This is a genomic window from Mucilaginibacter rigui, assembly GCF_014773275.1.
In the GTDB taxonomy this organism is placed as follows: Bacteria; Bacteroidota; Bacteroidia; order Sphingobacteriales; family Sphingobacteriaceae; genus Mucilaginibacter; species Mucilaginibacter rigui_A.
In genome coordinates this window covers 111,146-126,287 of sequence record NZ_JACWMW010000006.1, presented here as the reverse complement: position 1 = coordinate 126,287, position 15,142 = coordinate 111,146, and the positions used below count along the sequence as shown (strand labels likewise).

Here is a 15,142-nt window from a genome sequence, read left to right as displayed (position 1 = left end):
GGAAACAGTACTTGTTCAGATAGTTGCGCTTTAAGGTCAGGTCATTGTTAATGTTTCGCATAACTTTAGCTTTATTTGTTAAAGCTAATTCTGTTATCGAATTACTTGACCTTTACAATTGCGAGGAGCGTAGCGACGTGGCAATCTTCGACATGCTTGTCGCCGACTTTTCTATCGAAGATTGCCACGCTACACTCGCAATGACGATTTCATATTTACCCATGCCCCTTCAACTTCCCCTTAATAATAGCATCCTTTACAAAACCCGGTAAAATACCGTTCAAGAAAACCAACAGCTTATTTGCTGCGCCGGGGATGATCTCTTTTTTGCCTTTGAACATACCGTCGATAGCGATACGCGCAACCTCGTCGGCTTCAAAAATGGTGGCTTTGGCAATGCCTTTAAGCTTTTGGTTCATCAGGATAATTTCGGGCCGGGTGTTTATTCCTCCCGGACTAAGCAAACTCATTTTCACATTAGTGCCGGTAAGTTCCAACTGCATGCAACGGGTAAAATACCGCATAAATGATTTCGAAGCGCCATAAACCTGCTTTTTAGGCACTACAAACAAACCACCCAGGCTTCCTACGTTTAAAATGTATGAGGTAACCGCTGCGTCAACCTGGCCTAAAAATAATCGCGTTAGCAAAACGGGAGTGGTGATGTTCAGTTCAATTTGTTTTTTGTAAAAGGCTGTTTCCTTATCTGTAAACCAGTCCCAGTTACCCAGGCCGGCGTTGTTTATCAAGATATGCGCGGTACGTTTCTGTTTAGATAGATAAGCAAATATCTGCTCAGGGCTATCCGCTGCGGTTAGGTCCAGTTCTAATGTATCCGCCTTAATATCAAACGTTTTTTGCAGGTAGCTGGCTAAGTTGGTAAGCCCGGTATTGGGTAAGGCCACCAACACCAGATTACACCCCCTGCCGGCAAGTTCAACGGCAAAGGCTTTCCCCAAGCCTTCGCTTGCACCGGTTATGATGGCAGTTAGTTGCGGCATATCAGTGTGCTTTTAAGTAATCTATGGTTTTACGCATCGCTTCGGGGAAGGGTGTTATTTTGTAGCCAAGCTGTTCTACGGCTTTTTGGCTGCTATATTTTTGGTTAAGCAAAAGGCGATCGGCAAACTCTGGTAAAAAAACTGGGGCAAGGCCGGTAAGCTTAGTTTTTAAAGCTTCAATACGGCTATAAAATTTAATAACCTTTTGCGGCAGCCTTACCATTTTATGATGTATGCCCGATATGTTTTCCAGCGTTTCAAAAAACTCGTTAAAGCTTTTATCCTCGCCGCCTAAAATATAGCGGTTGCCACAGGTGCCTTTTTCCATAGCTGCAATGTGCCCGTCAACCACATCCTCAAGATAAGCATAATTAGACACCTGCCCGCCATCACCGGGAATGATGCGCCATTTACCTTTCAGGTAGCCGCTTATCATTTTACTCACGGTGTTGCTGTCTGTTATTGGCCCTTCGCCAAACACGCGCGATGGGTTAACTGTAACCACATCCATACCTTGTTTTACAAATTTGTTCACCTCCAGCTCGGCAAAGTATTTAGTGCGCTCGTACGCAATCTGGAAACCTACCACGCGCGGGTCTTCTTCGGTCATGGGGTGTTTAAGCGTAGGCCCCCAAACCCCGCAGGTTGATGTATATACAATGCGTTTAACGCCTGCCTGCTTAGCCGTTTCGAGCACATTGTGGGTGGCGGTTACATTGGTTTCGGTAAAATCATTTTCGTTTTTACACCACATTTTGGCCATGGCGGCGGTATGGTAAACCTGCCGGCAGCCCTGCATGGCATTAAGCAGGCCGTACGGGTCCAGTATGTCGCCTTTTACGGGTTCAATATGGGGGTGTTCTATCAGGTAGGGGTGGTTAATATTACGGCAAAGCGCCTTTACATGGTGCCCTTGCTGTGCAAGCACAAGGCAAAGCTGCCGCCCAATAAAACCTGTTGCGCCGGTAACTAAAATATTCATAATAGATGTACCGTAAAGATGGGTTAATAACACGAATTATGGAAAGAAATTTAAACATCGCGCTTATCCATTTATTGAACAATTGCCTATCAACGTATGTTAAATGTACATGCACCCAAAAAGTATCGCGCTTATTTTTCCGCACCAGTTATTTGAAAAGCACCCGGCTGTAAAAAAAGAGCGGCTGGTTTACCTGGTAGAAGAAAGCCTTTATTTTAACCAATACACCTTCCATAAAAAGAAACTGCTGTTGCATCGTGCGTCCATGAAGTTTTATGCCGATCATTTAACGGCAAAAGGCATCGAAGTTGAATACATTGAAGCTACAGATGACCTTTGCGATGTTCGCAAACTGGTGCCGTTTTTGGCCAGTCAGGGTGTAGTGCAAATTCATTATTGCGATGTGGCCGACAACTGGCTGGAGAAAAGATTGGACACCCAGTGTGCTAAGCATAACATTGCGTTAGCAAAGTACCGTACGCCGAATTACCTGAACAGTGCCGATGATGTGGCAGAGTTTTTTGATGGCCGTAAAACGTATTTTCAAACAGATTTTTACATAGCTGAACGTAAAAAAAGAAATATCTTGCTGGAAGCCAATGGCAAGCCCCTCGGCGGTAAGTGGACGTATGACAGCGAGAATCGCTTAAAATTCCCTAAAAACGAAGCTGTGCCCGTGTTGGAAGTGCCAAATGAGAACAAATATGTAACCGAAGCACAACAATGGGTAGATGACCACTACCCGCATAATTATGGCAACTTGGCATCACCCTTTGGTAATTTAGGCGGTTTTTACCCGGTTACTTATACCGATGCCGAACGGTGGCTGGATAGCTTTCTGAAACAGAGCTTTCAAAACTTCGGCATTTACGAAGATGCCATGGTGGCGCATGAAAGTTTTCTATATCATTCTGTACTTACCCCGGCTTTAAACATTGGGCTGCTCAACCCGCAGCAGGTAATTAATAAAGCGCTTGATTTTGCAGCCGAAAATAACATTCCGCTTAACTCATTAGAAGGGTTTATCAGGCAAATAATGGGATGGCGCGAGTTTATCCATATTGTATACGAGCGCGAAGGGGTGAAACAGCGTACCAAAAACTACTGGGGTTTTAGCAGGAAGATCCCCGCATCTTTCTGGAAAGGTGAAACCGGGATCGCACCTGTAGATACGGTAATTAAACGGGTGCTGCGAACAGGGTATAGCCACCATATAGAACGGCTGATGGTAATGGGCAATTTTATGCTGCTTTGCGAATTTGACCCACATCAGGTTTACCAATGGTTTATGGAAATGTACATTGATGCTTATGATTGGGTGATGGTGCCTAATACTTATGGCATGACACAGTTTGCCGATGGCGGCCTGATGATGACCAAGCCATACATCAGTGGCAGCAACTACCTCATGAAAATGGGCGATTGGCCGAAAGGCGAATGGCAGAGTATCTGGGACGGCCTGTTTTGGAGGTTTATGCATGTGCACCGCAACTTTTTTATGCGGAATCCAAGGCTGGGCATGCTAATTAAAACCTTTGATAAAATGTCTAAAGAAAAACAACAAAAGCACCTTAATACTGCCGAAAGCTTTTTAAAAGAGCTGGATAAACAAGGTGGTTATATCAAATAAAAAAAACTTTCAATATATATTGAAAGTTTAAAAAGTTATTTATATTTGTATATGGAATTACCGGAAGCAAAGCAAAAGTTTATTGAAGCATGGGGCAAGTTAGGTTCTGAATGGGGCATTAACCGCACCATGGCGCAAGTACATGCCCTGTTGCTGGTGACGTCGGATGCCTTGACCACTGAGGATATTATGGAGAACCTGAGCATATCGCGCGGTAATGCCAACATGACCCTGCGCGACCTGATGAGCTGGGGCCTGGTGGAAAAACAACACAAAGCCGGCGAGCGTAAGGAATACTTTTTTGCTGATAAAAACACCTGGAACATTGCCCGCCAAGTGGCCAAAGAGCGACGCAAACGCGAACTTGAACCTATTATGAAAATATTAGACGAGCTGGTAAAAGTAAAAGGTGATACCAAACACCCTGAATACGCAACCTTTAACAAATCGGTTACCGATATTAACAAGATGGCTAAAAATGTTGACCGGACATTAGATACCATGCTGAAGGCAGAAGAAAGCTGGTTTTGGGGTTCTATTTTTAAAATGTTCAAGTAGCATTTTTTTTGCTTTGTATATTTCAATATTTACTGAAAATTCAAATAGTACTATAATGAAAACCTTAAACAATCATACCATACTTTACGACGCCGAATGCCCCATGTGCAACCTATACACGAAAGCATTTGTGCAAACTGGTTTGTTGGATAATAATGGCCGTGCGCCTTATCAACAATTGCAACCACAAACCTGCCCTATGGTAAACAGGCAACGAGCAGTAAACGAGATAGCCCTCATAGACAACAAAACAGGCGAGGTTACCTACGGTATAAAAAGCCTGTTTAAAATATTGGGTAACGCCATGCCGGTATTTAAACCGCTATTTGCCTTTGCACCATTTACTTGGCTAATGAGCAAGTTTTACGCCTTTATATCATACAACCGCAGGGTTATTATACCCACCGCCGGCGATGGCTTTGCCATACAGCCAACCTTTAAATTAAAATATCGTGTGGCTTATTTAATATTTACCTGGGCAGTCACTTCATACATACTCACTCATTATGCGGTTTTGCTTGCCGGGATAATGCCCGTAGGTAACCTATACCGCGAGTGCCTGATCTGTGGCGGACAAATATTTTTTCAAGGCCTTATTATAAGCCTGATTGCAGCAGGTAAAAAATGGGATTACCTGGGTAACATGATGACCATCTCTTTTGCGGGCAGCCTGCTGCTGTTACCGATGGTTTTGCTTGCAAATATATTGGGCCCACACCCTGTAGCTTATGCAGGATACTTTATGCTGGTTGCCGGGTTGATGTTCTTAGAACATATCCGCAGAAGCAAAATGTTGAACCTGGGTTGGATGATGACTATCACCTGGGCTATTTACCGCGGGGCAATTTTGGTTGCCATTTTATTCATTTAATCTTCAAGTGTCATGAAGTATCATAAGATCATATTAGCAGGTGGCAACGGGCAGTTAGGCAAAGCCCTTGCCGGTTATTATAAAGATTTGGCCGAACATGTCATCATCCTGAGCAGGAAAGCTGCCCCTACAAAAGGCAACATCAACACCTTGGTATGGAATAGCCGTACCCCGGGCGATTGGGTTAAAGAGCTGGAAGGCGCCGATTTGCTGGTAAACCTTTGCGGCAAAAATGTAAACTGCCGTTACACAAAAGAAAACCGTGAAGAGATCATCTGCTCAAGGGTTGAACCCACAAGGCTGCTGGGTAAGGTTGTGGATGGGTTAATAAACCCGCCAAAACTTTGGATTAACGCGGCATCTGCCACTATATACCGCCACGCTGAAGACCGCCCGCAGGACGAGGAGACAGGCGAAATTGGATACGGTTTTTCTATTGATGTTTGCAAGCAATGGGAGCAGGCCTTTTTTGAAACAGAAACTCCGCATACCCGCAAAGTTGCTTTACGTATCAGCATCGTGCTTGGCCATAACGAGGGCGCCCTGCCAAGGTTAATAAACCTGGTTAAAGCAGGTATGGGCGGCCACCAGGGCGACGGGCAGCAATATGTATCATGGGTGCACGAACAAGATGTAGTAAAATGCACCGAATGGCTGCTGCAACACCCGGAAATTAACGGGGTACTCAACTGCACTACACCTAATCCTATTAAAAATACTGACCTTATGAAGGAGCTTCGAAATGCCTGCGGTGTTCCGTTTGGTTTGCCTGCACCGGCCTGGCTTCTGGAAATGGGCGCCGCCTTGATAGGTACCGAAACGGAACTGATTTTGAAAAGCCGCTGGGTGCTACCAAAGCGCCTGCTGGATACCGGCTTTCAGTTCCAGTTTGCCAAAGTAGAACATGCCATTAAAGATATCATAAGCATTAGAGTCTAAAATCAGTACCATGAGCCCCACCCCAATACAATTAAAAAAGAAGATAAAAAGCTGGCTTATTTTCCTGATGGCCGGCCTGGTATTAAGCGGCATTACCGCCTTTCCCATAGAAAGCGAACTGGCTATTGCCATAAATAACATTGATATGTTTTCGCCAAAAATGCAGCACTGGCTTACTACTATTTATACCGCTGTAAAAACCACCAATGCCCAATACCCATATCTAAGTTACGGTACCGACTGGCTGGCATTTGCCCATATCGTTATCGCCATAGCATTCATCGGTCCCCTGCGCAACCCGGTGCGGAATATATGGGTGCTGCAGTTTGGTATGATAGCCTGCGTGCTGATATTCCCGCTGGCTTTTATAGCCGGGCCAATAAGGCATATCCCCTTGTTTTGGCAATTGGTAGATTGCTCTTTTGGAGTGATAGGGGTTATCCCTTTGTATATTGCCTGCCGATATACCTATCAGTTAGAAATACTTGAAAACACCTTAAAAAACCATTAATATGCTTTCGCGAGTTTAGCGGAGCGTAACTCGTGATATTACATGGAGTAAGCATTCTGCTTACGTCAGCTGAAAGCTGACCTTATGCTAATCACGAGCTGAAAGCTCGCGATAGCGGTTGTTTTTATTTGATATAGTATTGAAGCACCTCTTTTAAAATACTATCTATCAACTCTATCGGGATGTCTTTTTCAGGGTCAATAAGAAGAATCTTCATCTTTGCTCTTTTCTCAATGATCAAGTCGGGATGGTTGATGAGTTTACCTTCAACAATCCCCAGGTAAGGCAGCAACAGCTTTTTATGTACCCATAGGTAACACATCATTTTTCCTTTATAACAAAAAACGGGCATCCCGTATTTCCATGCCTCGGTTATGTTATCGTCGAGCTTTAAAATATGCCCGCGCATAAATTGCAGGCAGCTTTGGTTTGGCTCACTGTGCTGCAAAAAGTAATTGTCTATCGGGCGAAGCATGAATAAAAGTATTAAAAAAGCCCGCAATTTTCATTGCAGGCTTTCTCAGAAATATAAACTTGTCGCGGTTTTTAACGTTGGTTTGTTTTGGGTTTTATTACATAATCGTAAGGTGGTTCGGCACCCAACAGATTCTTTACAAAATAATCCCAGCGGCGGCGCATCATGTAGTAGGAGTACTGGCCGTAACCGTGCGGGCTGTTAGGAAATATCACCAGGTCGAAGCTTTTATTTGCTTTTTCAAGCGCTTCGGCTACCAGCAGGGTATTGTATGGCGGCACGTTATTATCCATCATCCCGTGGGCAAGCATTAGTTTACCCTTCAGGTTTTTGGTGAAATTTTGATTAGCCTGCGCATCGTAGTTGGAGTTTTCAACCAAGCCGTTGTAGCGTTCGCCCCAATCGTCCTCGTAATTGCGGTTCTCGTGGTTACCCGATTCTGAGATGCCAACCTTAAAGAAATCAGGGTATTTGAACATCGCCGTAGCAGTTGCAAAACCACCGCCCGAATGCCCCCAGATGCCCACCTTTGTAGTATCCATAGGGTATTGTGCCGATAGTTGTTTTATGGCGGTGATCTGATCTGGCAGGGTGTTTTCGCCCATGTTGCCGTAGCTCATGTCATGGAAGCTTTTTGATCGCAGCGGGTTGCTGGTGCCTTCTATCAATACTACAATAAAGCCAAGCTCGGCTAGTGCCTGGTGGTCGCCCCTTGATGCCGAGAACGACCAGCTGCCCACGCTGCCGCCTTGTGGGCCGGGATAGATATAATCAATAACCGGGTATTTTTTGCCGGCCTCCATTTTGGTTGGCGTAAACATCAGCCCATAAATATCGGTCGTTTTATCAGCCGCTTTTACCTTAACAGGGATAGGCGCTTTCCAACCGGTGGCTATCAGCCTTGATAAGTCAGTTTTTTCTAAGGTTGCTATCAGTTTACCATTCAGATCGCGCAGTACAGTAACGGGCGCAACATTTGGCTGCGAGTAGCTGTCAACAAAATAATTTTCTGTTGGCGAGAAACTAACGGTATGGTTGCCATCCTCAGGCGTAAGCAAGGTTAAGCCTTTGCCGTTAAAGCCAATTTTATAAAAATGCGAGAAATATGGGTTGCCCGGTTCGCGGCCACCTGCAGTAAAGTATAGTGTACGGGTTTTTTCGTCAACCTTTAGTAGTTTGGTAACTACAAAATCGCCTTTGGTTATTTGGTTTTTTAGTTTGCCTGTTTTGGCATCATAAAGGTAAAGGTGCCCCCAGTTATCGCGTTCCGAAAACCAAATAATCTCTTTTGATGCAGGCAGGTAACGCCAGTTAATAGCGCTCCAGCCCGATTCATATTGTGTTTTAACGGTTTCTTCAAATACTTCGCGTACGGTTCCGGTAGAGGCATCAGCAATGCGGACCTTCTCGTTCTTATGATCGCGGGAGGTAGATACAAAGGCAAGTTCGCTGCCATCGCTATTCCAATCGATATCATTGAGCGTACCGCCGCTTGATATATTATCACTCAAGGTTGAACGGTGCGGATCAGGCGCTACGTTAAAGCGGATCACTTTGGCATTATCTACATCAACAACAACACGTTGAATGGTGATGATCTCTTTATCGCCCGGCAAAGGATATTTCCATGCTTTAAGCGTTGGCTTGCCTACATTAGTTGTAACTAAATACATATCGCTGGCGTTGCGCTGGTCCTGCTGAAAGGTAGCTACTTTTTTAGAATCAGGCGACCATGACACGATGGGCCTGTCGCTGCTTGCCCACCCGGCATTATCAGTAGCGTAGCCAAAATCTTTTATACCATCGGTAGTCAGCTGGGTTTGTTTGCCGGTAGCCACATCGCGCACCCAAAGGTTATAATCTTTAATAAACACGGCGCGTTTACCATCGGGAGACAGCGACTCATTGCCACCCCGCGCGCCGCGGCCAGATCTTTCCTGCTTTTCCGTTTGTGCTTTGGCTGTATCGATTGTTAGCTGATTGGTTAGCGGGTTATATGCCCATTTTTTATCGTCGGCCGTAAATAAAACGGTTTTGCCGTCGGCAGTATAATTTATGCTTTGGAATGGCAATTTATTAGCGTCATATTTTTTACCGCCTGCAGCAGCAAGGGCATCAGCCAGTTTTTGGGCGTCGAAGGCGGCAGAGCGTGTTTTCCTGGCGGGATCAACCAATATAAATTCGCTGCCTTGCGCGGTATTAACACGGTACCAAAGCTTATCGCCCGGTAACCAGTTTGGCCTGATGCCGGCACGGTCAATAAATGGCTCGGTATTAAAACTTAAAAAGCTTTCGGCATGCTCGTAATCCTTAGCTGTTACAGGGGCATGCTGTTGGGCATTTGCGCCAAATGCCAGCATAAAAGCCGTTGCAGTTAGTAAGTATTTGTTCATATTAAGGTCAGTTAGTTAAAACAAACCAAAGTAAAGCAAATTCTTATTTAATACGATGCTTGCATAGTATAATGATTGTTACAGAGTGTTAACCAGTGCAATTTACAGCCACCTGCATGTATGCAGATGGCTGTAAGTATAAAGTCAGCTTAGCTTAATATTTACGCCCCGCAGTATATGTTCTGCGTTCGCGATATGCTGATTGACCGGGTGCAGGAGTTGTTACAGCGGCTGCGCCGGTTGCTATTGCCGCTCCTGCTGTGCTTAACCCGGCGTTTACCTTTTCGCCGAAACTGGTGTTGGGGGTTTGCCGGGCAACTGTAACGTTCATTGAAATACGTGAGGGCATGCTGTTATTAATGGTATTGATGCCGCCTTTTTGTTGCGGTGCCTGGGCAAAAGCTGCTACACTGATAATTGTTAAAATTGCTGCTGATAAATACTTTTTCATGATTTTGATTTTTAAGGGTTTCTGTATCTATATCAGCTATAGCGATATTTTGTTACCCCTAAAACGCAAAATTTTTAAAGCTTAATTCAGTATTATACTGCTAATGCCTTTTTCTACTGCGTTATCCTGCACGCCCGGTATTGACGTACCCTCTATCCGGAATATGGTAACATCTGTAAGGCCAATGTGGCTCAGTACAGCTTTTAAATAAGGGGCGATAAAATCGAACGACTGCATGGGCCCTTCGGTATATACTGCTCCGCTGGTTTCTGCTATGTACACCTTTTTTCCTTTAATAAGGCCTTGCAAGCCGTTCTCATCATATTTAAAAGTAACTCCAGCCCTTATAATATGATCAAGCCATGCCTTTAATGCCGAAGGGATAGTATAGTTATACATAGGTGCGCCTATCACAATAATATCAGCATCCAAAATATCCTTAATGGCATCGTCAGAGTGTTTTACCGCAATTATATTTTCGCGTGTGCGCTTTTCTGCAGGGGTAAAGAATGCGGTAATTTGCGCTTCTTCCAGGTGTGGGAAGTGTTGATTGGCCAAGTTGGTTTCTTTCACCATGCTGCCTGGGTATTGGGCCTTTAACTTTTCAATAATGGCATTCCCTAATTTAATACTGAAAGATGCCGCACCCCTTGGGCTGGAAATGATATGAAGTATTTTTTTCATCGTGTTTTGATTTTTATCTGGCCAAAACTATCTACATTTGGTTACAAATTATTAGCACTATACAAAAGGTTAGCGGTAACCTTTTGTATAGTTTTATGAAAATCAAATAGTTATAAAAATGGCCGAGAGATCAACGACGGAATGCACCAGTAAATTAAATGCTATAGACGATGCTCTTTATGTAATTGGCGGGAAGTGGAAATTGCGTGTGATAGCATCTTTGAGAGAAGGCCACAAGCGCTTTAACGAGATCCAGCGGGTTAGTGTCGGTATTTCAGCCCGTGTACTGTCTAACGAGTTAAAGGAGCTTGAAATGAATGGCTTTGTGAAAAGAACAGTGCATACCCAAACACCCGTTGTGGTAGAGTACCAGCTAACTGATTATGCCGATACACTGGGAGATTTGTTTCTGGCTCTGGCTGAATGGGGAGAAATGCATCGCGATAAAATTAGAAGAGAGAGGTAGGATAACAAATCTAATTCCGCGCAAGGTCAAATAGCCTTTTTTATTTTGTTGCGCCGGGTAGCTCCACCCAAAATACGGTGCCTTCATTCTGTTTGGTATCAAACCAAATTTTACCGTTATTTTGGGTTACCATATCCCGGCATAGTATTAAACCGAGGTTGTTTCCCTTTTCGCCATGGGTACCCATGCTTAAAGTATGTTCAAGATTAAAAAGCTTACCTGCATTTTCCGCGCTTATGCCTGGCCCTGTATCTGCAATGCTTACAATTACTTTATCACCGTTTACTTCGGCATTTAGCTTTATCTCATCACCGGGGTTACAAAACTTTATGCTGTTTGACAGCAGGTTCCTGATCACCAGGTTTATCATATTCCTATCCGCATAAACCTGTACAGGCTCTGTTGCAAGGTTAATTACTTTAAGGCTTTTCAGCCCAATTTTGGTTTCGTAAAGCCGGGCATTTTCCAAAATGCATTCGCTTATATTGAAATTTACAGGTTTAACTACAATGCCTTCCAACTGGCTTTTAGACCACTCCAGCAGGTTATCCAAAAAAGTACCGGTAGATATAATGGTATCTTCCAGTTTCATTAAAAGCGAGTTAAATTCTTTTTTGCCTATAATGCCATCATGGTACACAGCAAGCAGTGTTTGAAGGGTGCCAAGCGGCCCCCGCAAATCGTGCGAGATAATAGAAAAGAATTTTGTTTTGATATCATTAAGCCTTTCCAGTTCAATATTCTGCGCGCTTACCAGCTCCATTTGGGTGTTAAGCTCTTCGTTAACTAAGGCCAGTTCTTTATTGATGTTGGCTATTTCCTGCTGTTGTATTACAAGTTGTTTATTCGACGCCTGTTTTTCAGCATTTCGGCGATATAGTACTACCAGTAAAAAAATGGCCAAAACTAAAACTATGGATGTAAAAACAATGGTATTTGAATAATGATTTAATTTGGTAAGTATACTGGTGTTTTTGGTGGTGATGAGGTGGTTGTCTTTTGCCAGCGTCGCATTTTCTGCCCGCATCCTGTTTATCTCCATAAGCGTAACATCCTTTAGCGATTTTTCGCCCTGCAGGCTATCCTGTATAGCCAACATTTCAGATTGTGCGGCAAAAGCCTTGGGGATATCGTGTTTCTTTTTATAAACGGTGACCAGGCGAAGGTAGCAATCGGCAACGCCCGATTTTGAATCGATAGCTTTCCCTATTGTGATGCCCTGAAGGGCGTAATCTTTTACCTTATCATAATTGGGTATATCAAGGTAAACATCGGAAAGGTCTAACAGGATGGCAAGCTGTTCGTATTGGTCATTTAAGCCCTGCGTAATTTTTAGCGCTTCGTTTAAATTGCCAATAGCCAGTTCGTATTGCTTTGTTTGGCGATACGCCCGGCCCAGCGCTTTTTTTACAAGGGCGATGCCGTTTTGGTCGTCGAGCTTTATTCGGATGGCAAGGCTCTTGTTCAGGTAGTCAACCCCCTTTTTTACCTGGCCAAGTTGAGCATAAGAATCGCCAACACAAAATAGGGCATACCCAATACCTGCGGTATCTTTTAATGTAGTATAGCTTTTCAACGCCTGAGTATAATAGGTATTGGCAAGCTTGTATTCCCTACTATCTTCATAAATGGAGCCAATATTAATATAACACTGGTTAATACCCTTTGTAAAATCGGCTTTTTTTAAGATAGCAAGTGCCCTTAGGTAATAGTTAATAGCTTCTCTGTCATCATCTAAACGGGCGTATGAGAGGCCTGTGTTTGACAAGCTTTTGCCCATCACAATAAGATAGTTTGTTTTTACCGCCGTATCGTACGCTAAAGTATAATAATAAATAGCACTATCCAGCCTGCTGCGGATGCCATATGATACCCCTATGCTTAGGTAGGCATCGGCAAGGGCCTTGTCGTCATGCAATTTTTCGGCAAGTTTTTTATAGATAATGGAATAGTAAAACTTTTTTTCAGGATCAACAGTCCTGTAGGCTTCGGTAAGTTTGCCAAGCAATCTTAGGCGGGTAGTATCGGCAATTGGTTTTTTAAGCTGGCCTAACAACTCGTTTACTTTAGCTATTTGGCCGTAACCGGGAATAGAAAAAAGCAGCAACAGCCAGCAGCAGTGCTTCATAAACCATTTTATAGGGGTGTGATAAGGCATGGTTTTCGGCTAAATTAAACAGGAACTAATTTATGTGGCGGTTGTACTCACTTATCACCCACAATAAACCTCCGGTTAAATATAGCAATTCCACTTCATACATAAGCATAATAATATGGGTGATATTTTAAATTGTTGGTTAATTGCGCCGTATTACCTGCCGTTTGGCAACCCGGCGACATCCCGGTTCCTGGTAATTATTTTAATGATGGTAAAGCCTATCTTGCTGTGCTTAGAAGCGGCAAGGTTTACCTTCAGAATAACAAACAGTTGGAGAAGGTGCAGTTGATGCAATCGCTTTGATCAATTTGCCTTACCATATCCGCAACCTCTTTATTCAATAAAATTAGCCTTGTACATAAACATACCGGAATAATAAAATCAAAAAGAGCCGAAGAGATTATCCCTCCGGCTCATCTTTAAATCAACTATACCCAGCACTCCTGCTAAAGTTTCTTTTAGTTTGATAAGTTTAGTGTTACCCATAATATGGTAATAGCATTGGCAACAGTTTTTAGCAGTTTTATAAACACTGTATTAAAAACCGGGGTTTTGTTTCGACAGTGGGTTGGCAGTCAACTCATTTAAAGGGATGGGAAAAAGCAAATAATTAGGATCGGCTGTACCCCTCTGAGCCGTAATGATTTTAAGTGCATCAACCGTATGAACTGCAGACGGATCCGCCTGTGTTTGCCTGGCGTATCGTACCAGATCAAACCACCTGTCGCCCTGAAAGGCAAGTTCAAATCTGCGCTGCAAATCTACCTCATCCCTGAACAGATTTTTTGTTGGCAGGTCAGTTAACATTTTACCAACAAGGCCTGCTCTTGTACGAATAGCATTCAATTTGCCTAAGCCGTCAGCATTAGGGCCATTTAGTTCGTTTGATGCTTCTGCATACATCAAATAAACATCATTTAAGGTAAGTAATGGATAATTGTCTTCACTCGCGAAAAAGTTTGTGTTTCTCCATTTGTAAATAAACCAACCCGAATCATTACCTGTACCACTCCCTAATATAACACTGGTATAGTTTGTGCCGCCTTCCACCTCGCCACGTTTTTTCCAACGTTCGTCATTCACCATATCGACTTTTGAGATCAAGTCGTTATCAGGGATATTATATTTAGGGAAAGAGTATGTTGCAGGTGGATTAGGGAGTATTAGATCCGGTAAGCTAAGGCCGGGATCGTTTACACCATCAAACTGTACCTCCAGGATAGATTCCTTTTTATTTTTGAAAGGGAAGAGGTCCTGATAGGGCGTGCTTAAAGTGGTGCCATAGTTATTGTTAGCTATAACTTTACCCGCAGCAGTAAGGCATTCCTGCCATTTGCGTTCGTAAAGAAATACTTTTGCCTGCAAGGCATTGGCTGCTCCCTTAGTAGCGCGCACACGGTCTATACTTTGCCCGCCAAAAGTTTCAGGCAACATGCTTTCTGCCGCAGTAAGATCGCTTTCTATCAATGCATAAACCTCAGCCTGGCTTGATCTGGCTTTTGCCGATTGGCTTTCCGATTCGCTTGGTTCGGTACGTATGGTTACATCTCCAAAGCTTTTTACCAGGTTAAAATGGTGCAGGGCTCTTAAAAAATGTGCCTCACCTAATATTTGGGTCCTGCGTTCTTCGGTTAGCCCTTTGGTTATACCGGGCACATATTTAAGAACGGCATTTGCGCGATTGATGCCCTTATATGCATTCAAAAAAAGACGGCCCGGTTGGTCGGTTATTGATGTCCACTGTATTTTATCCAATGTAAAAACATCAGTATTGTCTGAAGTAGCATCGTCTGATGGCATTTCTCCTAAAACGTTAAGTACCGACCCATAATAGCCATCATTTTGTAATGCATCATAACACGCCACTATGCCCGACTCCGCATCATCACCATTTTTAAAATAATTATCAGCCGTAATAACGGTAAGCGGTGGTTTTTCAAGAATTTTTTTACACGCAGTAAAATTTGTTGCTGCCAAAGTAAGCAGGATATATATATAAGTTTTATATGGTTTCATAATTATA

Annotated in this window: 15 protein-coding genes; 7 read left to right on the top strand and 8 right to left on the bottom strand. The window is 43.5% G+C overall.

Annotated features, from left to right (window positions below):
- Window positions 1-215: 215 nt before the first annotated feature.
- Window positions 216-1,001 carry an SDR family NAD(P)-dependent oxidoreductase gene (locus IDJ75_RS19935; protein ID WP_191177415.1) on the bottom strand — a complete coding sequence of 262 codons (786 nt, stop codon included), beginning with the start codon at window positions 999-1,001 and terminating at the stop codon, window positions 216-218.
- 1 nt (window position 1,002) lies between these two features.
- On the bottom strand, window positions 1,003-1,983 hold the full coding sequence (locus IDJ75_RS19930; protein ID WP_191177414.1) for an NAD-dependent epimerase/dehydratase family protein: 981 nt from the start codon (window positions 1,981-1,983) through the stop codon (window positions 1,003-1,005).
- A gap of 109 nt (window positions 1,984-2,092) precedes the next feature.
- Between IDJ75_RS19930 and IDJ75_RS19925 the strand changes: the two genes are divergently transcribed.
- From IDJ75_RS19925 to IDJ75_RS19905, 5 genes are read left to right on the top strand one after another with little or no spacing between them, the layout of a single operon-like run.
- Window positions 2,093-3,613, top strand: a complete 1,521-nt coding sequence (locus IDJ75_RS19925) for a cryptochrome/photolyase family protein (protein WP_191177413.1) — start codon at window positions 2,093-2,095, stop codon at window positions 3,611-3,613.
- A 51-nt stretch (window positions 3,614-3,664) separates the two neighbouring features.
- Window positions 3,665-4,171 (top strand): GbsR/MarR family transcriptional regulator, encoded by a 507-nt coding sequence (locus IDJ75_RS19920; RefSeq protein ID WP_191177412.1) that lies wholly within the window; start codon window positions 3,665-3,667, stop codon window positions 4,169-4,171.
- Window positions 4,172-4,226: 55 nt separating this feature from the next.
- The gene (locus IDJ75_RS19915; RefSeq protein WP_191177411.1) at window positions 4,227-5,042 is read left to right on the top strand and encodes a thiol-disulfide oxidoreductase DCC family protein; all 816 of its coding nucleotides are present in this window, start codon (window positions 4,227-4,229) and stop codon (window positions 5,040-5,042) included.
- 12 nt (window positions 5,043-5,054) lie between these two features.
- The gene (locus IDJ75_RS19910) at window positions 5,055-5,981 is read left to right on the top strand and encodes a TIGR01777 family oxidoreductase (protein ID WP_191177410.1); all 927 of its coding nucleotides are present in this window, start codon (window positions 5,055-5,057) and stop codon (window positions 5,979-5,981) included.
- Window positions 5,982-5,991: 10 nt separating this feature from the next.
- Window positions 5,992-6,492 (top strand): hypothetical protein, encoded by a 501-nt coding sequence (locus IDJ75_RS19905; protein WP_191177409.1) that lies wholly within the window; start codon window positions 5,992-5,994, stop codon window positions 6,490-6,492.
- Between the two features lie 124 nt (window positions 6,493-6,616).
- Here the strand turns inward: IDJ75_RS19905 and IDJ75_RS19900 are convergent, their stop codons facing one another.
- The 4 genes from IDJ75_RS19900 to IDJ75_RS19885 form a co-directional block, all read right to left on the bottom strand.
- Complete coding sequence (locus tag IDJ75_RS19900; RefSeq protein WP_191177408.1) at window positions 6,617-6,967, bottom strand: DUF1801 domain-containing protein; 351 nt, start codon at window positions 6,965-6,967, stop codon at window positions 6,617-6,619.
- Between the two features lie 71 nt (window positions 6,968-7,038).
- Window positions 7,039-9,360: a S9 family peptidase gene (locus tag IDJ75_RS19895; RefSeq protein WP_224746692.1), complete on the bottom strand. Its 2,322-nt coding sequence runs from the start codon at window positions 9,358-9,360 to the stop codon at window positions 7,039-7,041.
- Window positions 9,361-9,514: 154 nt separating this feature from the next.
- Window positions 9,515-9,811, bottom strand: coding sequence for a hypothetical protein (locus tag IDJ75_RS19890; protein WP_191177407.1), 297 nt, complete (start codon window positions 9,809-9,811; stop codon window positions 9,515-9,517).
- Between the two features lie 81 nt (window positions 9,812-9,892).
- Window positions 9,893-10,495: an FMN-dependent NADH-azoreductase gene (locus IDJ75_RS19885; RefSeq protein ID WP_191177406.1), complete on the bottom strand. Its 603-nt coding sequence runs from the start codon at window positions 10,493-10,495 to the stop codon at window positions 9,893-9,895.
- 118 nt (window positions 10,496-10,613) lie between these two features.
- On the opposite strand from IDJ75_RS19885, the gene IDJ75_RS19880 reads away from it, so the two are divergent.
- A complete protein-coding gene (locus tag IDJ75_RS19880) occupies window positions 10,614-10,961 on the top strand; it encodes a winged helix-turn-helix transcriptional regulator (RefSeq protein ID WP_191177405.1) in 348 nt (115 codons plus the stop codon).
- 40 nt (window positions 10,962-11,001) lie between these two features.
- Here the strand turns inward: IDJ75_RS19880 and IDJ75_RS19875 are convergent, their stop codons facing one another.
- Window positions 11,002-13,089 carry a tetratricopeptide repeat protein gene (locus IDJ75_RS19875; RefSeq protein WP_191177404.1) on the bottom strand — a complete coding sequence of 696 codons (2,088 nt, stop codon included), beginning with the start codon at window positions 13,087-13,089 and terminating at the stop codon, window positions 11,002-11,004.
- Window positions 13,090-13,254: 165 nt separating this feature from the next.
- Between IDJ75_RS19875 and IDJ75_RS19870 the strand changes: the two genes are divergently transcribed.
- Entirely contained in the window at window positions 13,255-13,422 is a 168-nt protein-coding gene (locus IDJ75_RS19870; protein ID WP_191177403.1) for a hypothetical protein, read from the top strand.
- 234 nt (window positions 13,423-13,656) lie between these two features.
- Here IDJ75_RS19870 and IDJ75_RS19865 read toward each other — a convergent pair whose 3' ends face one another.
- Window positions 13,657-15,135, bottom strand: coding sequence for a RagB/SusD family nutrient uptake outer membrane protein (locus IDJ75_RS19865; RefSeq protein WP_191177402.1), 1,479 nt, complete (start codon window positions 15,133-15,135; stop codon window positions 13,657-13,659).
- Between the last annotated feature and the right edge of the window lie 7 nt (window positions 15,136-15,142).